At 66.6% G+C, this 19,880-nt stretch carries 19 protein-coding genes, 1 tRNA gene and 1 riboswitch; of the genes, 11 read left to right on the top strand and 9 right to left on the bottom strand.

Translation table 11 applies throughout. The annotated features are described in order from the left end of the window. Nucleotides 1–18: 18 nt before the first annotated feature. From AB0C27_RS51085 to AB0C27_RS51075, 3 genes are all read right to left on the bottom strand, one after another. Nucleotides 19–558, bottom strand: coding sequence for a DUF4956 domain-containing protein (locus AB0C27_RS51085; RefSeq protein ID WP_357861838.1), 540 nt, complete (start codon nt 556–558; stop codon nt 19–21). A 111-nt stretch (nt 559–669) separates the two neighbouring features. Then, entirely contained in the window at nt 670–1,332 is a 663-nt protein-coding gene (locus AB0C27_RS51080; RefSeq protein WP_357861714.1) for a response regulator transcription factor, read from the bottom strand. After that, a complete protein-coding gene (locus tag AB0C27_RS51075) occupies nt 1,329–2,750 on the bottom strand; it encodes a HAMP domain-containing sensor histidine kinase (protein ID WP_357861713.1) in 1,422 nt (473 codons plus the stop codon). The genes AB0C27_RS51080 and AB0C27_RS51075 overlap by 4 nt, the downstream gene beginning before the upstream one ends. A gap of 181 nt (nt 2,751–2,931) precedes the next feature. On the opposite strand from AB0C27_RS51075, the gene AB0C27_RS51070 reads away from it, so the two are divergent. The 7 genes from AB0C27_RS51070 to AB0C27_RS51040 all read left to right on the top strand — a co-directional run bounded on the left by AB0C27_RS51070 (nt 2,932) and on the right by AB0C27_RS51040 (nt 8,713). Then, nucleotides 2,932–3,252, top strand: coding sequence for a hypothetical protein (locus tag AB0C27_RS51070; protein ID WP_357861711.1), 321 nt, complete (start codon nt 2,932–2,934; stop codon nt 3,250–3,252). An 85-nt stretch (nt 3,253–3,337) separates the two neighbouring features. Continuing rightward, entirely contained in the window at nt 3,338–4,117 is a 780-nt protein-coding gene (locus AB0C27_RS51065) for an SDR family oxidoreductase (protein WP_357861710.1), read from the top strand. A gap of 110 nt (nt 4,118–4,227) precedes the next feature. Then, entirely contained in the window at nt 4,228–4,896 is a 669-nt protein-coding gene (locus AB0C27_RS51060) for an ABC transporter permease (RefSeq protein WP_357861709.1), read from the top strand. Next, nucleotides 4,889–6,082, top strand: coding sequence for a betaine/proline/choline family ABC transporter ATP-binding protein (locus AB0C27_RS51055; RefSeq protein ID WP_357861707.1), 1,194 nt, complete (start codon nt 4,889–4,891; stop codon nt 6,080–6,082). Before AB0C27_RS51060 ends, AB0C27_RS51055 begins: the two co-directional genes overlap by 8 nt. Further along, nucleotides 6,079–6,855 (top strand): ABC transporter permease, encoded by a 777-nt coding sequence (locus AB0C27_RS51050; RefSeq protein ID WP_357861705.1) that lies wholly within the window; start codon nt 6,079–6,081, stop codon nt 6,853–6,855. The genes AB0C27_RS51055 and AB0C27_RS51050 overlap by 4 nt, the downstream gene beginning before the upstream one ends. Continuing rightward, nucleotides 6,852–7,814: a glycine betaine ABC transporter substrate-binding protein gene (locus tag AB0C27_RS51045; protein WP_357861703.1), complete on the top strand. Its 963-nt coding sequence runs from the start codon at nt 6,852–6,854 to the stop codon at nt 7,812–7,814. The genes AB0C27_RS51050 and AB0C27_RS51045 overlap by 4 nt, the downstream gene beginning before the upstream one ends. A gap of 47 nt (nt 7,815–7,861) precedes the next feature. Further along, nucleotides 7,862–8,713, top strand: a complete 852-nt coding sequence (locus AB0C27_RS51040) for an SDR family oxidoreductase (RefSeq protein ID WP_357861701.1) — start codon at nt 7,862–7,864, stop codon at nt 8,711–8,713. A gap of 16 nt (nt 8,714–8,729) precedes the next feature. Here AB0C27_RS51040 and thiC read toward each other — a convergent pair whose 3' ends face one another. Then, nucleotides 8,730–10,274 (bottom strand): phosphomethylpyrimidine synthase ThiC, encoded by a 1,545-nt coding sequence (gene thiC, locus AB0C27_RS51035; protein WP_357861699.1) that lies wholly within the window; start codon nt 10,272–10,274, stop codon nt 8,730–8,732. Continuing rightward, nucleotides 10,267–10,379, bottom strand: a riboswitch (TPP riboswitch). Its footprint overlaps the gene before it by 8 nt. A gap of 89 nt (nt 10,380–10,468) precedes the next feature. On the opposite strand from thiC, the gene AB0C27_RS51030 reads away from it, so the two are divergent. The 3 genes from AB0C27_RS51030 to AB0C27_RS51020 all read left to right on the top strand — a co-directional run bounded on the left by AB0C27_RS51030 (nt 10,469) and on the right by AB0C27_RS51020 (nt 12,817). Then, the gene (locus tag AB0C27_RS51030) at nt 10,469–10,819 is read left to right on the top strand and encodes a hypothetical protein (RefSeq protein ID WP_357861697.1); all 351 of its coding nucleotides are present in this window, start codon (nt 10,469–10,471) and stop codon (nt 10,817–10,819) included. Between the two features lie 12 nt (nt 10,820–10,831). After that, on the top strand, nt 10,832–11,665 hold the full coding sequence (locus tag AB0C27_RS51025; protein WP_357861695.1) for a universal stress protein: 834 nt from the start codon (nt 10,832–10,834) through the stop codon (nt 11,663–11,665). A 129-nt stretch (nt 11,666–11,794) separates the two neighbouring features. Next, nucleotides 11,795–12,817, top strand: a complete 1,023-nt coding sequence (locus tag AB0C27_RS51020; RefSeq protein WP_357861693.1) for a cellulose binding domain-containing protein — start codon at nt 11,795–11,797, stop codon at nt 12,815–12,817. Nucleotides 12,818–12,863: 46 nt separating this feature from the next. Here the strand turns inward: AB0C27_RS51020 and AB0C27_RS51015 are convergent, their stop codons facing one another. The 4 genes from AB0C27_RS51015 to AB0C27_RS51000 form a co-directional block, all read right to left on the bottom strand. Further along, nucleotides 12,864–13,364 carry a YbaK/prolyl-tRNA synthetase associated domain-containing protein gene (locus AB0C27_RS51015; RefSeq protein ID WP_357861691.1) on the bottom strand — a complete coding sequence of 167 codons (501 nt, stop codon included), beginning with the start codon at nt 13,362–13,364 and terminating at the stop codon, nt 12,864–12,866. After that, nucleotides 13,354–13,653 carry a winged helix-turn-helix domain-containing protein gene (locus AB0C27_RS51010; protein WP_357861836.1) on the bottom strand — a complete coding sequence of 100 codons (300 nt, stop codon included), beginning with the start codon at nt 13,651–13,653 and terminating at the stop codon, nt 13,354–13,356. Before AB0C27_RS51010 ends, AB0C27_RS51015 begins: the two co-directional genes overlap by 11 nt. Nucleotides 13,654–13,722: 69 nt before the next feature. Further along, nucleotides 13,723–14,391, bottom strand: a complete 669-nt coding sequence (locus AB0C27_RS51005) for an AIM24 family protein (protein ID WP_357861689.1) — start codon at nt 14,389–14,391, stop codon at nt 13,723–13,725. Between the two features lie 149 nt (nt 14,392–14,540). Then, on the bottom strand, nt 14,541–14,936 hold the full coding sequence (locus AB0C27_RS51000) for a response regulator (protein WP_357861687.1): 396 nt from the start codon (nt 14,934–14,936) through the stop codon (nt 14,541–14,543). 114 nt (nt 14,937–15,050) lie between these two features. Here AB0C27_RS51000 and AB0C27_RS50995 point away from each other — a divergent pair. After that, nucleotides 15,051–15,122, top strand: a tRNA-Arg gene (locus tag AB0C27_RS50995). A 615-nt stretch (nt 15,123–15,737) separates the two neighbouring features. Here AB0C27_RS50995 and AB0C27_RS50990 read toward each other — a convergent pair. Beyond that, nucleotides 15,738–19,049, bottom strand: coding sequence for a hypothetical protein (locus AB0C27_RS50990; protein WP_357861685.1), 3,312 nt, complete (start codon nt 19,047–19,049; stop codon nt 15,738–15,740). Nucleotides 19,050–19,880 lie beyond the last annotated feature (831 nt).

Raw genomic sequence — 19,880 nt, 5'->3', positions numbered from 1 at the left:
GCACACCCGGCTCATCCATCAACGGACCCTCACCTTGGCGTTCGAGGCCGTGTAACGTACGTCCACCACGGTCACGTCGCGGACGTAATCGACCTGGGTGACCACGCAGTGCAGCACCCGCCCCCGCAACCGGCTCTCCAGGTCCAGTCGCAGCGCGTCCGGGTCGGTGTGCACCACGTCGAGGGTCACCACCTGGTGGCGGGTCTGGCCGAGCAGGCCGGGGTGGTCGGCGAGGTACATCACCACCAGCAGCACCCCGTCGAGCAGCAGCGCGGTCAGGGGCCACGCGCCGGCGATGCCGTTGACCAGGCCCAGCACGATCGCGACGAAGTAGTAGGCGATCTCCTGCTGCGTGATCTCGCTCGATCTGAGCCGGATGATGGACAGCACGCCGAACAGCCCGAAACCGACGGCGATGTCGACCCGCTGCACCAGCAGCAGCGACACGACCGCGAAGATGCCCACGTTGAGCGCTATGTAGGCGAACAGCAGATCACGCCGATGATGGCGCCGATAGTAGAGGCCGTAGGCGAGCGCGATGATCGCCACGAGGTCCATCACGAGTCCGGTCAGCAAGGCCGCTCCTTTGGTAGTGCCCTCGGTGAACAGCTGGTGGTGCTCTTGGTGAACAGCTTGTCGAGGCGGGGTGAGGCGGCGGTGAGGTGACGATTAGGAGACTCTCATCCGGTAGCCGGTGCCCCGGACGGTCTCGATCCGGTCCGCGCCGATCTTGCGCCGCAGGTAACGCACATAGACGTCGACCACGTTGGAGCCGGGGTCGAAGTCGAAGCCCCACACGTGGCTGAGCAGCTGCTCGCGCGTCAGCACCTGGTCGGGGTGGCGGCAGAAGATCTCCGCCAGCGCGAACTCCCTGGTGGACAGGTCCACAGCCCGATCCCCGACGTAGACCCGCCTGGTCCGCAGGTCGAGCGAGAGGTCGGCGACGCGCAGCACGGTCACCTCGGGTGTGCGGTCGGCCCGCAGCCGCAGCCGCACCCTGGCCAGGAGCTCCTCGAAGGCGAAGGGCTTGGCGATGTAGTCGTCGGCGCCGCCCTCCAGGCCCGCCACCGTGTCGCTCACGCTGTCACGGGCGGTCAGGATGATCACCGGGATGTTCACCATCGCGCTCCGCAACCGCCGCAGCACCGTGAACCCGTCGCTCAACGGCAGCCCGATGTCGAGGATGAGCAGGTCGAACCCGCCCGCACCGGCCAGGTCGTAGGCCGCGACCCCGTCGCCGACCACGGCCGTGACGAAGCCGTTGGCCCGCAGCCCCTTCTCCACGAAGGACGCGATTCTGGCCTCGTCCTCGGCGATCAGGATCCGGTTCAATGCAGCCTCCACAACTCCCACATGGGCAGGGACATGACAAAACAGGCTCCGCCGCCGGGAGCGTCCGTCACTTGCACGGTGCCTCCGTGAGCCTGGGCGATGGATCTGACGATGGCCAGGCCCAGGCCGGCCCCGTCGGGAGCGCCGTCGGAGGTGCCGGCACGTCCCGCGCCGCGGACGAACCGGCCGAAGATCCGCTCCCGCTCGGCGGGCGGGACGCCGGGGCCGCTGTCGCGTACCCACAGCTCGACCCGGCCGTCGCGGACGGCGGAGCCGACAGCGATCAGGTCGTCGTCGGCGGTGTGGCGCACGGCGTTGGCCACGAGCTGCATGAGCGCCTGCGTGAGCCGGTGGCGGTCGGCGGGCAGGCGGGCCTCGGCCACCTCGTCGACCCGCCAGCGGCGGGGGCCGAGCGCGCGCGCCTTGGCGACCACGCTGACCGTGAGATCGGCCAGCTCGACGTTGTCGAGCGTGAGGAAGCCCGGCTGCTCGGCCTTGGCCAGGATGAGCAGGTCGTCGACGATGCGGTTCATCCGGTCGAGCTCGTCGGTGACGAGCGCGAGGGTCTCGGCCCGCTCGCCGGGGTCGTCGCCCATGAGCTCCAGGTGGCCGCGGATGACGGTGATCGGGGTACGCAGCTCGTGGCCGGCGTCGTCCATGAAGTGCCGTTGCACGACGAAGGCCCGTTCGAGCCGGTCGATCATGTGGTTGAACGTCCCCGCCAGCGCCGCCACGTCGTCGTCGCCGGGCACCGAGAGCCGGCGGGTGAGATCGGTGGAGTCGCTGATCTGCTCCGCCGTCATCCGCACCAGCCGGATGGGCGCCAGCACCCGCCCCGCCACGAACCATCCGGCCGCCCCCGCCAGCCCCATCGCCGCCAGCGCGGACAGCCCGAGCACACGCACGGCGTCGACGATCTCGTCGCGGTGCAGGTCGTAGAAGATCGCCACCACGAGGTGCCCCTGGCGGGGATCGCCGGCCACGGTGACCGGGATGACGGCGTACTGGACCGTTCCCTGCGTGGTCTCCAGCGCCGCGCGGACGACCCTGGTCGCGGTGGCCATCCGGGCGACCAGGGCGTCGTCGCCGTCGATGGGGACGGGCGGCGGGATGAAGGTGGCCTTGCTGGCCTTGCCGTCGATGATGGTGAAGAAGGTCTCCCAGCGGTCGGGGGCGTTGAGACGGAGATAGCCGGTGAGCAGGTCGTCGACGTCGGTCACCGGCTCTCCTGACCCGGGGTCGAGCGCGCTGCCGGCGTAGATCCTGAGCTTGTGGACCTCGTTGCGCAGCTCGGCGGAGATCCGGTCGTCGAGCCGGGTGAGCAGGACGGTCCAGGTCGCGAAGATCGCCACCGACAGGGCGAGGCCCACGACGGACAGCATCCAGCCCACGATCCGGGCCCGGGCGCTCACCCACATGCGCCCGCCCCATCAGTCATCGCCGTCATCGTCGCCACCACCGTCGTCATCATCGTCGCCGCCCCCAGGTCTGGGCGCGGGCGGCTCGACCGGCTCGGCCCTCGACCTGCGCACCGTGGACCGCCCGCTCCTGCTCTCCTCACCCGAAGCCGTCGCCGTAGCCGAGGGGGTAGCGGTAGGCGTGACCGTCGTCGTGGCCCTGGCGTCGCCCGAAGGCCGCACGCTCCTTCCGTCGGAAGGCTCCGCGCTCCTTCCGTCCGCAGGCAGCGAGGACGAGGGCGAGGGCGTCCCCGTACGCCGGCCCGGTGAGGAGGACGGCGACGGAGAGGACGAGACCACGATCGGCCCGCCCAGATCCGGCCCCACCTCGGCCGCCCGCACCAGCTGTATCGACATGAACCCCGCCGCCGCCACCCCGAGACCGAGCAGGATCACCGCTCCCCGATGTTTCATGAGCATGACCCTGTCGTCCTTCGAGGAGACCACGCTGAGGCACAGATGAGAAACCTCTCATCTGAAAGCGCTCCACCGACAGTAGAATCATGTTCTAATCTCGAAGCAGCCGCCCCCGGCACGGAGGAGCGATCATGCTGGTAAGGGACAAGGTCGTCGTCGTCACGGGCGCCGCAAGCGGCATCGGCCGCGGGCTGGCACTCAGGTTCGCCGAGGAGGGCGCGGCCGGCGTGGTCGTCGCCGACCTGGACGAGGCGGGCGCCACCGCCGTGGCCAAGGAGATCGGCGACAGGGCCGTCCCCGTACGCGCGGACGTCTCCTCGGAGTCCGACGTGGCCGCCCTGGTCGACACCCCGTTCGGCCCGGTGGACCTGTTCTGCTCCAACGCCGGCATCATCGACGGCCGCGGCCTGGACGCCACCGACCAGGACTGGAACAGCCTCTTCTCGGTCAACCTCATGGCCCACGTGTACGCCGCCCGCGCCGCCGTCCCCTCCATGGTCGCCCGCGGCGGCGGCTACCTGCTCAACACCTGCTCGGCCGCCGGCCTGCTCGGCTGCCCGGGCGACGCCCCGTACGCGGTGACGAAGGCGGCGGCGATCGCGTTCGCCGAGTGGGTGGCCGTTCACTACGCCCCCAAGGGCGTCAAGGTCAGCGTCCTGTGCCCGCAGGGCGTGCGTACGGCGATGCTGGAGCACGGCATCGAGACCGGCCACCCGACCGCGAAGGCCGTGCACGCCGCCGGAGCCATCCTCGACCCGGCGGACGTGGCCACGGCCGTCATCGACGGCCTGGCCGCCGAACGTTTCCACATCTTCCCGCACCCGGAGGTCGCCGACCTGGCCCGCCGCAAGGCCGAGGACCCCGACCGCTGGCTGGCCACCATGGCGCACTTCACCGCCGATCTGATGTGATCCATCGGCCGGCCCAAGGCCGTAAAGCCCACCTCGGCAAACCCCACCACACGCGACAGAAGTGACGTCTGTGACGTTTGAGGTTGACAAGCTTGGTTAAGTCCTAGGGGATGAGCCTGTGGGATTACGTCGAGGATCGGTGGGACCTCATCCTCTTCGAGACGGTCCAGCACGCCAGCATGGTGGCCCAATGCGTCCTGATCGCGGCCATTCTGGGCGTGCTCATCGGCGTGGCGACCTACCGCCGTCCCAGACCCTCGGCCCTCGCCACCACCATCGCGGGCGTGCTGTTCACGATCCCGTCGCTGGCCCTGCTGGGCCTGCTGATCCCGCCGCTCGGCCTGGGCGTGGCGCCGAGCGTGACCGCGATCGTCGTGTACGCGCTGCTGCCCATCATCCGCAACACCATCGTCGGCCTGCAAGGCGTCGATCCCCTGCTGGTGGACGCGGCCCGCGGCATCGGCATGAGCCGCCGCCGGCTGCTGACCAGGATCGAGCTCCCGCTGGCCTGGCCGGTCATCCTCACCGGCATCAGGGTCGCCACACAGCTGGCCATGGGCATCGGCGCGGTCGCCGCCTACGTCTCGGGCCCCGGGCTGGGTGAGCAGATCTTCTCGGGCCTGGCCCGGCTCGGCGGCGCGAACGCGGTCAACTCCGCACTGACGGGGACGATCGGGGTGGCGATCCTGGCGCTGCTCTTCGACGGCGTCTTCGTGCTGATCGGCCGGTTCACCACCCCCGGCGAACGGCGGGCCGCCATGGGAGGCGCTCATGGCTGACCAGCCCACCAGCGGCGTGCCGATCGAGCTGCGCAAGGTGACCAAGGCGTTCCCCGGAGGCCGCGAACCGGCCGTGCACGAGCTCGACCTCGACATCCCGGCCGGCGAGATCGTGGTCCTGCTCGGCCCCTCGGGCTGCGGCAAGACCACCACCATGCGCATGATCAACCGCCTGATCGAGCCCACGTCCGGCGACATCCTCATCGGCGGCCAGAACTCGCGCGGCATCGACCCCGACCGGCTGCGCCGCCACATCGGCTACGTGATCCAGCAGGCCGGGCTGTTCCCCCACATGACCGTGGCCGCCAACATCGCGCAGGTGCCGAAGATGCTCGGCTGGGACAAACGGCGCATCGCCGAACGCGTGGACGAGCTGCTGGAGCTGGTCGGCCTGGATCCCGGCACGTACCGCGACACCTACCCGCGCCGCCTGTCCGGCGGCCAGCAGCAGCGCGTCGGCGTGGCCAGGGCGCTGGCCGCCGACCCGCCCGTCCTGCTCATGGACGAGCCGTTCGGCGCCCTCGACCCCATCAGCCGCGAACGCCTCCAGGACGAGCTGCTACGCCTCCAGGACGACCTGGCCAAGACGATCGTCTTCGTCACCCACGACGTGGACGAGGCGCTCAAGATCGGCGACCACATCGCGGTCATGCAGCGGCCCGGCCACATCGTCCAGTACGCCAGACCCACCGAAATCCTCACCAACCCTGCGAACGAATACGTCGAACAGTTTCTCGGCGCCGGCTCCTCCATGCGGCTGCTGCGCCTGACCAAGGTGGGCGACATCGAGCTCGACCAGGTCCTCTACGCCTCCGAGGACGCCGACGCACAGGAGCTGCGGGCCGAGATCGAGCGTGACGGGCGCGGGTACGCGCTGATCATCGACGGCATGCGCCGCCCGCTCCGCTGGATCGGCCTGGACCACCTCGAAGGCCGCGAAGGCCCGGTCGGAGAGGCCGGCGACCCGATCACCGGCGCCCTCAGCCACCGCATGACCTTGCAGGACGCCCTGGAAGAGCTGCTCAACGCCGACACCGACAACGTCCCCGTGGTGGGCAGGCGGCAGGCGTACGCGGGCTCGCTCTCGCTGGCCACGGTGCAGAACGCGATCGCCGCCATCAAGGCCCGCGAACGCGAGCGACGCCTGCGCAGGATGACGGCGGCAAGCGCCGCGGAAGCGCCGTGACGATCGAAAGCGCCGCCGCCAGGGAGGCCACGACCCCCGAGCCGGAGATCGGCCGGTCGTGGCACGTCTTCCTGCCCCTGCTGGCCTACCTGGCCGTGGGCGTCGCGATGGTCCTCTACACCCAGTTGGCGCCGCTCGACGGCATCGAACGCGGCTCGCTCAACCTGCCGTTCCTGTTCCGCCGCACGTGGGAGCACATCCAGCTGGTCTTCTTCTCCACCGTGCTGGTGCTCGTGGTGGCGCTGCCGCTGGGCGTGCTGCTCACCCGGCGCGGCCTGCGCCGCGCGACCTCGTTCGTGCTGGCCCTGGTCAACGTGGGGCAGGCGACCCCGGCGGTGGGGCTGGTGGTGCTGCTGGCGGTGGTGTTCCAGATCGGCTTCTGGACGGCGGTGGCGGCGCTGTTCGCCTACAGCCTGCTGCCGACGCTGCGCAACACGATGGTCGGCCTCGACCAGGTCGATCCGCGCCTGACCGACGCGGGGCGGGGCATCGGCATGTCGGCGGCGGGGGTGCTGTTCAAGGTGGAGCTGCCGATGGCGGCTCCGATCATCCTGTCGGGCGTACGCACCACGCTCGTGCTGAACGTCGGCACGGCGGGCATCGCGGCGTTCATCGGCTCCGGCGGGCTCGGCGACCTGATCACCACGGGCGTGAGCACGCAGCGCAACCTGATCCTCGTCACCGGATGCGTGCTGATCGCGGTGCTGGCGCTGATCCTCGACTGGCTGGGCGGCCTGGCCCAGCGCTACCTGGCACCGAAGGGCCTCTCATGAGGTCTCGCATGATGGTGACGCTGCTCGTGCTCGTCGCGGTGACGGCGTGCGGGCTGCGCCCCGCGTCGTCGTTCGTGCCGCCGATCGAGCCGGGCAGCATCCGCCCGATCCCCTCGCTCGAAGGCATCAAGGTGCGGGTGACGTCCAAGGAGTTCACCGAGCAGCTCGTGCTCGGCAAGATCGCGGTGGTCGCGCTCACCGCCGCCGGGGCGGACGTGTCCGACCAGACGAACGTGCAGGGCAGCGTCAACGCCCGGACCTCGCTGACCCGCGGCGACGCCGACCTGATGTGGGAGTACACCGGCACCGGCTGGATCACCTACCTCGGCCAGACGAAGGCGATCCCCGACGCGGAGAAGCAGTACGCAGCCGTACGCGACCTCGACCTGCGCGAGAACGGCATCGTCTGGCTGCCGCCTGCCCCGCTGAACAACAGCTACTCGATGGGCGTCACCCGCGCCACGGCCGAGAGGTACGGCCTGAAGACGATCTCCGACATGACGAAGGTCCCGGTCGCCCAGCGCACGTTCTGCGTCGACCACGAGACCTTCGGCCGCGACGACGGCTTCCTCGGCATGCTCAAGGGCTACGGCCTCCAGTACGGCAAGGACGTCCCCCGGAGCAACGTACGCCGGATGTCGACCGGCGTGCTCTACAACGCGATCGCGGCCGGCCAGTGCACGCTCGGCATGATCACCACCACGGACGGCCGCATCGACGCGCTCGGCCTCGTGCTGCTGGAGGACGACAAACACTTCTTCCCGCAGTACAACGCGGCCGTGACCATCCGCAGCCAGGTGGCCAAGGCCCATCCGGAGATCGCCCGCATCTTCGCGCCCATCAGCGCCAAGCTCACCGACGACGTGATCCGCCGGCTCAACGCCCAGGTGGACGTGGACGGCGACGTCCCTGTACTGGTCGCCCGCGACTGGCTGCGCTCGCAGGGCTTCGTCAGATGACCGGCCCCTGGCGTTAGCCGTACCCGATCAAGGGCAGGCCGGAGGGCATGTCGCAGACGCCACCACCCCAGAGCCAGCCGTACCCGGGCAAGAGCGGCGAGATGACGCCGCAGCCGCGTGACGAGATGCGTGACTACGTGGGCCGCGGCCTGCTGGACGGCAAGAAGGCCCTCGTCACCGGCGGCGACTCTGGCATCGGCCGGGCGGTCGCGGTGGCCTTCGCCAAGGAGGGGGCCGACGTGGCGATCGCGTACCTGAGCGAGCATGAGGACGCCGCCCACACCTCCTCGCTGGTCGAGGCGGCCGGGCGGCGCTGCGTGCTGCTGCCCGGCGACCTCGGCGACCGCGCCCACTGCGCCTCGGTCGTCGAGCAGGCCGTGTCGGAGCTGGGCGGCCTGGACGTCCTGGTGAACAACGTGGCCTACCAGGAGCCGGTGGACGGCCTGGAGGAGCTGTCCGACGAGCAGTGGGAGCACACGTTCGCGGTCAACATCCACAGCTACTTCCGCGTCACGAAGGCCGCGCTCGCCCACATGGGCAAGGGCGGCGCGATCGTCAACACCTCGTCGATCAACGGCCTGCGTGGCAACAAGACGCTCATCGACTACTCCGCCACCAAGGGCGCGATCAACGCCTTCACCTACTCCATGGCGCAGAACCTGGTCGAACGCGGCATCAGGATCAACGCCGTCGCCCCAGGGCCGGTGTGGACACCGCTGATCCCGGCCACCTTCCCCGAGGAGAAGGTGGAGTCGTTCGGTGAGCAGGTGCCGATGGGGCGACCCGCCGATCCCGACGAGATCGCCCCCTCGTACGTGTTCTTCGCCTCCAACCGGCTGTCGTCGTACTACACCGGCGAGGTCCTGGCCCCCATCGGCGGCGAGACGCTCCCCGGTTAGCCGAACGTCGGACGGATCACTCCACGTAGATGTTGCCGCCGAGCCGCCTGAACTCGGCCGCCTTCTCCTCGAACCCCGCCTGCCTGATGTCGTGACTTATCCGCATCGAGCAGAACTTGGGCCCGCACATCGAGCAGAAGTGCGCGGTCTTGGCCGGCGCCGCCGGCAGCGTCTCGTCGTGGAAGGAACGGGCGGTGTCAGGGTCGAGCGAGAGGTCGAACTGGTCCTCCCAGCGGAACTCGAAGCGCGCGTCGGACAGCGCGTCGTCCCACTCCTGCGCCCGCGGATGCCCCTTGGCCAGGTCGGCGGCATGGGCGGCGATCTTGTACGTGATCACGCCGGTCTTGACGTCGTCCTTGTCGGGCAGGCCGAGGTGCTCCTTGGGGGTGACGTAGCAGAGCATGGCGGTGCCGAACCAGCCGATCATGGCGGCCCCGATGCCCGAGGTGATGTGGTCGTAGCCGGGCGCGACGTCGGTCACGAGCGGGCCCAGGGTGTAGAAGGGCGCGTCGTCGCAGAGCTCGCGCTGCAGGTCGACGTTCTCCTTGATCTTGTGCATGGGCACGTGGCCCGGCCCCTCGATCATCACCTGGACGTCGTGCTCGCGCGCGATGCCGGTCAGCTCGCCCAGCGTGCGCAGCTCGGCGAACTGGGCCTCGTCGTTGGCGTCCGCGATCGATCCTGGACGCAGCCCGTCGCCGAGCGAGAACGACACGTCGTAGCGGGCCAGGATCTCGCACATCTCGGCGAAGTTCTCGTACAGGAAGCTCTCGCGGTGGTGCGCGAGGCACCAGGCCGCCATGATCGAGCCGCCGCGCGAGACGATCCCGGTCTTGCGGGTGGCGGTGAGCGGCACGTACGAAAGCCGCACGCCCGCGTGCACCGTCACATAGTCGACGCCCTGCTCGCACTGCTCGATCAGCGTGTCGCGGTAGACCTCCCACGACAGCAGCTCCGGCCGGCCCTTGACCTTCTCCAGCGCCTGGTAGATGGGCACGGTGCCGACCGGCACCGGCGAGTTGCGCAGGATCCACTCGCGGGTCTCGTGGATGTCGTCGCCGGTCGACAGGTCCATGATCGTGTCGGCGCCCCACCGGGTGGCCCAGGTCATCTTCTCGACCTCCTCCTCGATCGAGGAGGTGACGGCGGAGTTGCCGATGTTGGCGTTGATCTTGACCAGGAACTCCCGGCCGATGATCATCGGCTCGGACTCGGGATGGTTGACGTTCGCGGGGATGATGGCCCGGCCCGCCGCGACCTCCTGCCGGACGAACTCGGGGCTCACCCCCTCGCGCACCGCCACGAACTCCATCTCCTTGGTCACCAGCCCGCGCCGGGCGCAGCCGACCTGCGTGACCGGCTCACCCGCCGCCCGCCGCGCCTCGATCCACTCCTCCCGCAGGCGCGGCAGCCCACGCCGCGGGTCGGGCTCGAAGGAGGGGTCGGTGTAGGGGCCCGAGGTGTCGTACAACGTCACCACCGAGCCGTTGGACAACCGGACCTGCCGCATCGGCACGCGGAGGTCACCGGAGTAGATCTTGGAAAAGCGCGCGCTGCTCATCGCGCAAACTCCCTTCGCCGGCATTACCCGGAGCAGGTTCTGGCGGTCGGCGGCTGTCAGCCGTCCTCTCAGCCCGGTCTGCACCGGGCTCCCGCGTTGGTCGGCGATGATCGTACCCACGCCTGCCCCCACCCGAAACCTGGCGTCGAGGTTTGACGATCGCCGTGAGCGGTACGGTCCCCATCAGGGGGAACATGAAGAGATTCGCTGCTGTCGCAGGACTACTCGTCGTGATGGCCGCGTCCGGCGCCACCGCAGCCGCCGGGGACGGCATGGACCAGCACGAAGTCAGCCAGGAACAGTACGACACTCTCATCGCCCAGTGCCGCTACGCCGACACGGGCAAGGCCAAGTGCCGTGCGGCGGTCAGAGAGATGTACCGCGTCGGCGCCGACGACAGGCGGCTCGACTGCCGCACCTACTCCGGCGTGACCGTCTGCGGCACGCTGCGGCTCAGCAGGTCCGAGCGCGCCTGCGTCCGTGACTCCCAGGCGAACGGGATCTCGTTCCGCCGCGCCGAGGTCGAATGCTACGCGCTGTCCTGAGGAGCTGAACCTGTGATCATCGTCGGGGTGGACGGCTCCCGCGCCGGCCTGGAGGCAGCCGGCTGGGCCGCCGCCGAGGCCGCGCTGCGCGGATCGCCGCTGACCGTGGCGCACGCCGTGCCCAAGTGGGTGTGCGAGGAGGACACCGTACGTTACGCCGAGGTCGCCCGGTGGATGCGCGAGGGCGCCGACACCGTGCTCGCGGCGGCCCGCGACCGCGCCCTGCGGGAGTCTCCGCAGGTGCCGGTGGAGCAGGTCCTGCTGCCGGGCGATCCCCGTACCGCGCTGATCAAGGCGTCCGAGGACGCCGAGCTGCTGGTCGTCGGCAGCAGCGGCATCGGCGGCGTGCGCGGCCTGCTCGTCGGATCCGTCGCGCACGGCGTCACGGCGCACGCACGGACGAACGTCGTCCTCGTCCACGAACGTCCCCCGGCCGTCCGGGGCGAGATCGTCGCCGGCACCGACGGCTCGCCCAGCGCCGGGCAGGCACTGGAGTTCGCCTTCACCGAGGCGGAGCTGCGCGGGGCGCGGTTGCGCGCCGTACAGGCGTGGGCCTGGCCGCAGGCCGGCGGCTTCCCACCGGCCGACCGCGGCAGCGAACAGGACACGCTGCGCCGGCTCAAGGAGTCGCTGACCGAGCACCGGGAGCGGCACCCTGGCGTCGAGGTGGTGACGGAGGTCGTGCACGGCCATCCGGTCGAGGTGCTCCGCGAGACGGCCGCCGGGGCCGATCTGCTGGTGGTGGGGTCGCGGGGGCATGGGCAGTTGGCGGGGATGCTCTTGGGCTCGATCAGCCAGGCTCTCCTGCACCACACGCCCTGCCCGCTTGCGGTGGTCCGCAGCTGACCCGCCGCCGTCGGCGGCTGAAAGTTACATCCGTACCCCCAGGTCAAGCGTCCCTCGTCGGTGACTTCCTTCCCGTCGTACGGCCCGCGATCCTACGATCTGCGCAGGCTGACGACGGGAGAGCAGACCATGCGCAAGATCGGCTCCGTGCTGGCCGCGATAGTGGCGCTGGCCGCGGCGGTGCTGTTCGCCACCACGGCCACCGCGAGCGCAGCCCCCGTCAGGATCATGCCTCTGGGCGACTCGATCACCGGATCCCCCGGCTGCTGGCGCGCCCTGCTCTGGAACCGCCTCCAGAGCACCGGCCACACGAACGTCGACTTCGTCGGCACCCTGCCGCCCCAGGGCTGCGGGGTGGCGCACGACGGCGACAACGAGGGCCACGGCGGCTACCTGGCCACGAATGTGGCGAACCAGGGTCTGCTGACCGGCTGGCTCGCCGCCACCCGGCCGGACGTGGTGCTCATGCACTTCGGCACCAACGACGTGTGGAGCAACATCGCCCCCGCGACGATCCTCAGCGCGTTCACCACGATGGTGAACCAGATGCGGGCGAGCAACCCGAACATGAGGATCCTCGTCGCCAAGATCATCCCCATGAACCCCTCCAGCTGCGCCGACTGCGCCCAGCGGACCGTGACCTTCAACAACGCCATCCCCGCCTGGGCCGCCGCCACGACCACCCCGCAGTCGCCGATCACGGTCGTGGACCAGTGGACGGGCTTCAGCACCGCCACCGACACCTACGACGGGGTGCACCCGAACGCGGCGGGCGACCAGAAGATGTCCGACAAGTGGTACCCGCCCCTGGTGGACGCCCTCGACACCGTGGTCACACCACCGCCGCCTTCTGGTGGATGCGCCGCCACGTACCAGCGCACCGGCCAGTGGCAGGGCGGCTTCCAGGCCGAGGTCACCGTCACGAACACCGGCCCCTCCCCGATCAGCGCCTGGACGGTGGCGTGGACGTTCGCCGACGGTCAGCGGATCACCCAGCTGTGGGGCGGGACGCTGAGCGCGAACGGCTCCTCGGTGACGGTACGGAACGCCGGCTGGAACGGGCAGCTGGCGCCGGGCGCGGCGACCACGTTCGGCTTCCTTGCCTCCTGGACCAGCACCAACACCGCCCCCGCACCCACCTGCTCAACCTGACCAGGAACGACACCTTCGGCGCGGCCGCCTGCATGCCGACCGCCGATCAGCTACCAGGGACCGTGATGTTGGCCACCCGCGGCGCCGCCAGCCGAACATAATCCTCGGTCACCAGCGCCACAGAACGATCAAGCCGCCCCGCGTTGAAATAAAGCTCAGGCTGATCCAGCAACGACGGATCGGCGACCAGTTCAAGCCTGGGATCGTAGCTGAACGGCAACACCGTCCCGCTCACACTCCCCGCCAGCTCCTCGGCCTTCTCCTTGGCGGCGAAGGACACGTACGTACCGTCGTGCAGCGCTTTGACGGCCTGCAGATCGAGCCGGGCATCACCGGGCACGACGGCCAGCACGTGACGCGTCTGCTTCTTACCCACCTTCACCATCACGATCAGGCACTTGGCGGCTTGCGCCACATCATGCCCGCGCAGGGCGCTGACCAGCTCGGTCCGGCCCTCGGGCGCGTGCTCGATCACCCGGTACCGCGCCCCGCCGGCATCCATGTCGGCGATCAGGCGCTCGTAGGCGCCGTTCGGCTCACCATTCACCGCTCAACAACTCCTTCGCCGCGGCGATCCGCTCCTCGTCACGCTGGTAGAACACCCACTGTTTGATCCTGGTGCCGCGAACCAGCCCCGCCTTGGCCAGCACCTTGAGATGCTCGCCGCAGGTCGGCTGACTCACACCCAGCTTCTCGGCGATGAACAGCGAGCAGACGCCGTCCCGTACGAGATCGCCGTCGCGCTGCGGCGGAAAGTGACGTACGGGATCGCGCAACCACTCCAGGATCAGCAGCCGCTTGTCACTGGCCAGCGCCTTGATCAGGTCGACGTCCATCACTAAGGCATTATGGCAATTAGCTAATTACCTGTCTACCGAGGATGGCCCTGAGCACCCTCAAGCGCTTTAAGCGGAGGGAGTTGGGACAGGAGCCCCTTCACTGGCCTGCACCAACACAAACCCCTGCCCCCTGAACGCCAGTTGCATAGCCTCCCCACTCCCCCGCCCGATCAACGCCCCCACCTTCATCGTCCGGTTGATCCCGACCTCAAGCCCCGTACTCCAGCACACGGCCGACTGCCCATCGGCGAACGTCGGCATCCGCGCGGCGTCGAGCAGCACCGGAGTGCCATGCGTCGTCACCGCCACCCACCCGGTCCCGGTAACCGTCGTGTTGAACAGCCCCCCGGCCGCCACGCCGGCCCCCTGAACCCGCTTGATGTCCCAGCCGAGCTGCGGCTGGAACGCCAGCAGGTTACGCCCGTTGACCGTGAGCCCTTCGTTCTCAAGAAAGAACAGATGAATGTCATCGGCGTTGTCCGCCAGATACAGCAGCCCGTCGCCCCGCACCCGCATGAGCGAGGCGCCCTCCCCCGTCATGGCCTTCTTGAACAACTTCCCGAGCCCGCCCGACCCCTCGTAGTCGAAGTCCATCTGCCCCTGGAAAGCCACCATGGACCCCTGCTTGGCCAGCACCTCATGCGGAAGCTGGACCCGCAACATCTTGTGGTTCTCCAGGGCGAAGCCCGGGGGGAGCTGCTGGGAGTCGAGGTTGTTGAAGATGGAGCTACGCACGTTGTCCAGCCTTTCGCGGAGAGGAGGCGATGCGGCCAGCGTACGAACAATCCACCAAGAACGCGTGCCCTCAACCCCGGCACGCGCCACCCCACCAGGCCCCAGCCACGGACAGCCGATACCTGACCGCCAAGACCGACAACCAGGGATCAGCTACGCCCCTGACTACCCCTCATGGCCAGATCCCGCACGACCTCAATCAACTCAGCCGGATCGAACGGCTTGGTCAGGTACGCGTCCACCCCGATCCCCAACCCTCGGGTCCGGTCATCATCCTGAGCCCTGGCCGTGATGAGCACGACCTTGATGTGACTGGTGGCCTCCTCGGTACGCAACCGATGCGCCGTCGTCCACCCGTCCAGAAACGGCATCATCACATCGAGCGTGATGACATCCGGCATCACGTCGAGCACCCGATCCAGACAATCCTGCCCATCCGTGGCGGTAGACACCTCGAACCCCTCCAGGTTTAGGTTGACCGCGATGAGCTGCCGGATGACCTCATCGTCATCCACGACCAGTACTTTCCCAAGAACCTCGCCCACGGGCGCAAAGCTAACCTGTAGCGGCCCCGTCACGCCGGGTTTCGCGGGAAGTGTTCAAGGACCTTTATCTGGTGCCGAGCAGTGCCGGGATACTGATAGCCTTTCACTCGGCGCGCCCCCTTAGCTCAGGGGATAGAGCACCGGCCTCCGGAGCCGGGTGCGTAGGTTCGAATCCTACAGGGGGCACTCGACCTTGATCAGCGGTTCCAGCCGCTGACCAGGGCAAACATCGCAGGTACGGGCGGGCCTTCAGTCTCACGGAGTCCCGCCCGTTCTCGTTGACGCTCGCTGACTGTGGGCCAGTCGTGGGCCAAGGTCGCGAGCGATCGTCTGTGACGTACTGGATGGTGACCGGACACGCTCGCGCAGTTTAGCCTCATGGTGGGTAGGCGCGGTGCCCTGCACCGGTGGATGGCTCTTCAGGCTCATGCCGGTTGGATCCAGGACTGGCGCTCTCCTGCTCCTCTCGCTCGTGGGCTCGTACCGTCAGCGGATGGCGACGTCGGCTTGATGGCCTCAGCAGTCCAATGAGGTACACAAGCACCCTCAACCCACGCTCTCTGGTCAGGCAATCGCTTGAGAGCCTTGCGGCCATCGTCCCAATCCACAGCGTGGTGAAAACGAGGGCGAGAGCTATCGCAAGCCGAGATGTCTCATAGCCATTAACTCAAAGGGCGCCGGCTACAGCGCGTATCCCAGGGAGATCAGGGGCTGCCTGATCGCCACGCGAGCTTTGATATTGCCTATAAACTTCGGCGACGACGGGCGACGTAAACAACGGCTCAGCCTAGTTAGGAAATCCTAACTAGGCTGAGCCGTTGCACCGCTTAGATCTGTTGCATGGAGTAGATCCTCGGCTATAGCACGAGCAGCTTGTGGCTCTATGCGTACAAGTGCGGGCAAACATATTTGCCAATGCCCCACGGCGAGTGCCCGTGCCAGGATTGAGCGAGCTTCATCCGGTGGGAGATTGATGGACATGGTCGTAAGCGCCTGTGCTCGCATTGCGGGTTCGGTAATCGACAACGCAACTTCCTCAGCACGCTTCCGGTCGCCTGCCCTAACAAACGCTTGTGCGACAGTACTTAGCGCCTGGGCCTGAAACCGGGAAAGCGTGATCAAACGAGCCAGCCCTTCTGCCACGTCTAGATCGCCATTATTCACGCCATGCTTGAGGACACCAACAATCGCCTTCGCCTGCGTAGTCGTGTCCTGTATTGAGAGAGCTAGCCTCTGCGCTTCATCAAGCCTGCCCACCTCAGCGACCGCAGCCGCTACGGCGGCAAGTGCCTGGTCTTGAAGGCTGGGGTCGTCGATGGAGCGAGCAAGACCTTCGGCTCGATCTGCGAGACCCGCTCTGGAAAGTTGACAGGCAATCTCCTTAACGACACCGCATCGCTGAGAGGGCGTAGGCATCGCATCCGCCAGAGATATAGCTGACCTAAGGAGCTCTCGCCTGATGTGTATATCTCCCACTCGGACCGCCTCTTGAGAAACATCAGAGATAGCTCTCGCTCTGAGCTGTGGACTATCTATCAGACCAATAATATTCTCAACCTGTGTCAGGTTTCCGGCCCTCGTGGCTCCTTCGGCTACAGCAGTCAACCCTAGGGCCTGGTGATAGGGATTTTTGATCTCTCGGGCGACTAGAGCTGCGCTATCAACGCCAGTTGCGGCCAATGCCGCGTGAACATGTTGAATGGCCACCTGCGGCGTAGAGGCACCATCGACGATAGGGCGTTCAAGTCCCTCATCCCCATCGCGCTTTTTGGGGCGATTCTCGGTACGCGCAAGCGAAGTTAATATTTTCCTATGCTGCGTGGGGTCAGGGATTGATGCCGCCAACCTTTTCGCCCGCTCAAAGTCGCCGGACGCGATCGCTACTTCCACAATAAGCACAAGAGCCTTAGCCTGCTGAGGTAAATTAGCCATCGACATGGCGATCCCCTCCGCCCGGTCGAGGTCGCCGGCCACCGCAACTGCTTGAGTTACTACAGTCAGTGCGCGCTCTCGCTGCGTGGATTCAGGAATGAACCTGGCAATCGCTTCTGCTTGAACCGTATCGCCCACTGCCGCCATAGCTTGCGCAAGGGTGGCAAGCGCCTTTCCCTTGCTAGACGGACCCGCGATGGTACGGGCAAGCACCTCGGCCTCGGACGCAAGTTCTTCTGCCCGGCGTCGATCGCCATGCGCAGCCAAACCGGAGGCCACACCTGCAAGCGCCGCCGCCTGCCGCTGCCGACTCGCGATGTTACGAGCGATCATCTCTGCACTGCCTGGGTCTCCCGACGCCGAGCGTACGCGCGCAGTAGCAACCAAGGTCGCCTCTCGATCACTCGGTTTCGTGATCGAGGGAGAAAGATCTTCGACCTGGTCGAGGACCTTCATCCCCTTCTCTCGCTCTCCAGCATCGACCATAGCGTGTGCAACGGAGACAAGCGTCCATGCCCGAACTGGTGCATTCTGGATCGAACGCGCAATCATTTCAGCCTTTCTAGCAAGATCTGCGGCTTCGTGTCGATCGCCGCAGTCGCTAGCTGCTCGTGAGATCGCAGCGAATGCCTGAGCCCGCCAGGGCCGACTAGAAATAGAAGAGGCCATGTCCCGTGCATATTTCAGGTATCCGGATTTGCCGACCTCCGTAGCGACAGCAGACAGGGCCTGTGCACGTTCGGACCAAGCCTGAATCGAGAGAGCCATACGTTTGGCTCGTCGCCAATCTCCAGTAATAGCCGTGGCTCGCGCAACGGCGCCAATCACAATAGCCTGTTCAGCCGGATTGCTTAACTGGCGAGCCAATTTCCGAGCCTGGCGGATAAGTTTCCTGGCTTGCCATCGATCGGCGACTTCAGCAACCACACATGCGGCCGCCGCGTATGCATGTGCCTGTTGATATGGTTCAGAGATGGTGGGTATGACGCGTTCAGCTTGGACGATCACGATTCTGGCGCGGCGATCGTCAGCGTTCGCGGCCACTTCCCGCGCTACAGCCAAAAGTGCCCGCACCTGACGCGCAGGATCGGTTATCGAACGGGCCAAGGCTTCGGCGCGACTGGGTCGGCCAAGTATCGCCCACACGGCGGGGAGATTGCTCGGTATATTATCATTACGCTCGGTAATCCTGATGCGATGAACGGCAAGTCGGCTCATAGCGAGCAGGTCAGGTTCAGCTTTACTTGCAATCGCCTCCTGAGCCAGGGCAACCTCAGCAATTGCAGCACCGTCACCGCCGATGATATCGAGCATTCGATCATGACGATTTATGTCTGTTGCGTACATGACCATGCGTGCGACGTCGCCTGTGGACTCCAGGAGCTTGTAGTAACCGCGCAGTAGGTATTCTGGAGCATCGATGGGCCAACGCTGCAGACGATATCTTTCAGCCCAGCCATGCAACCGGTCTCGGTATACCCCTAGCCGTCTGCCACCCAGAAAATTAACTGCCTGCTGCTGGAGTTCTTCATGGCCAAGCAGGTAAACAATATCCTCCGGCCTCCAGTTCCCCGCGCGGGACGTGAACGTTCGGCCGGATACTGCTCGAAGAGAGTCTTCGATCTCCCAGATCGGCAGGCCCGTCAGTTCCTCTAGGTCCACCGCGCTGAGACCGCCACCAGCAGCTGCCAACAAGCCTAGGAGGTCCTGTTCGGCTGCGGTACCGCGAAGGAGTCGTTTTAGCTCGTCCTCCGCCCCCTGACGGACCACCGTGGCATGGGGGGAAACACTTAGAGGTCGGACGATGGCTGGGTCGCGAAGTGGATGACCGTCAGGGACATCCGTTGGAATAGGCGGGGCCGGTCTACTGGCGACGATCACCCGCATGTCGGCTGGTGGGGACAAGGGCAGCATGGACGCAATGCTGTGCACATGAGGACCTGTGGTCAGTCCTTCGTCCTCATCCAGTCCGTCAACGACTAGAACCAGTCGCTCACCACGTTGGCGGCAGGTGATAGCTGCGCGAGTTAGCGCGCCCAGCAGATGTGCATCACGAGTGGCAACAGTAAGTAACGGAGGCATCGGCTCACCGATGAGCTCCAACGCTTGTTCGAGGACCACCTCAGTGAATGCGACTCTGTCGCTTTGTCCGGCAAGGCGAGCGGTGATAAAGAAGGACACCACTCGGACGCCGTCTGGAGGATTTAGTACGAAGGAAGAGAGTAGAGCAGATTTACCAGCCCAGGCACCTGCTCGCCACCATAGATATGGTTGAGAGTCCGGAGCAGTGCAGAATTTCTCCAAATAGGAGAATTCCTCCTCGCGGCCAAGCATCTGTGGCGGAGCAATTCGCTGGACCTGGGTGATATAATCTGAGCGTACCGCCGGGCCAGCCCCCATAACGAGCCTTTCGGACCCGGCCTCGCTTATAGTCACAGATGTGATAGATGTATCATCCTCGGCCGCTTCGCGGGGGTCAGCAAGAGGCACTCCTACCAAATCGCGGAGTAGCGCATCCTTGCTCTTCGTCGCAGCTGATGGCGCATATCTGCCAGCAAGTTCGGCGAGACGGCTGAATAAATTATTAGCAGCCTCCACTGTGAAGTCCGAAGTGATTCTGCGTAACTGACTGACGGCATGCGTTCGGTCGGTTGTGTCATTGCCCTCCAACCGGAGCTCGCGAACATAAAGCGATCTAAGCAAATGCCACGTCAACTCGGCCGCGGATGTTATCGCCGTATCGATGTCTATGTTTCTTGCAGCTGCGGAAACGACTTTATCGAAGCTGATCAATCGATCACGGACACTCTGAGTCGTTCGCCCAGGAAGGGCCACCTGGGCACGAAATGCGTGCTCACTAAGGGTATCTCGCGCAATGTTTGCTAGCTCGCGGAGTTGCTGCACGTGCACGTTGGGGCTCGCCACAGCTAAGGCGAGGCGCCACCGGCCAGAGTTCACCTCATCCGCGTACTCGCTTATTACACGGAGATAAGAACCAATCAGATCAACCGA

The organism is Nonomuraea sp. NPDC048882 (genome assembly GCF_040649755.1).
GTDB classification, from domain to species: Bacteria; Actinomycetota; Actinomycetes; order Streptosporangiales; family Streptosporangiaceae; genus Nonomuraea; species Nonomuraea maheshkhaliensis.
Note: the sequence above shows the minus strand (reverse complement) of the source record. Positions and strands in the feature narration are given on the sequence as shown.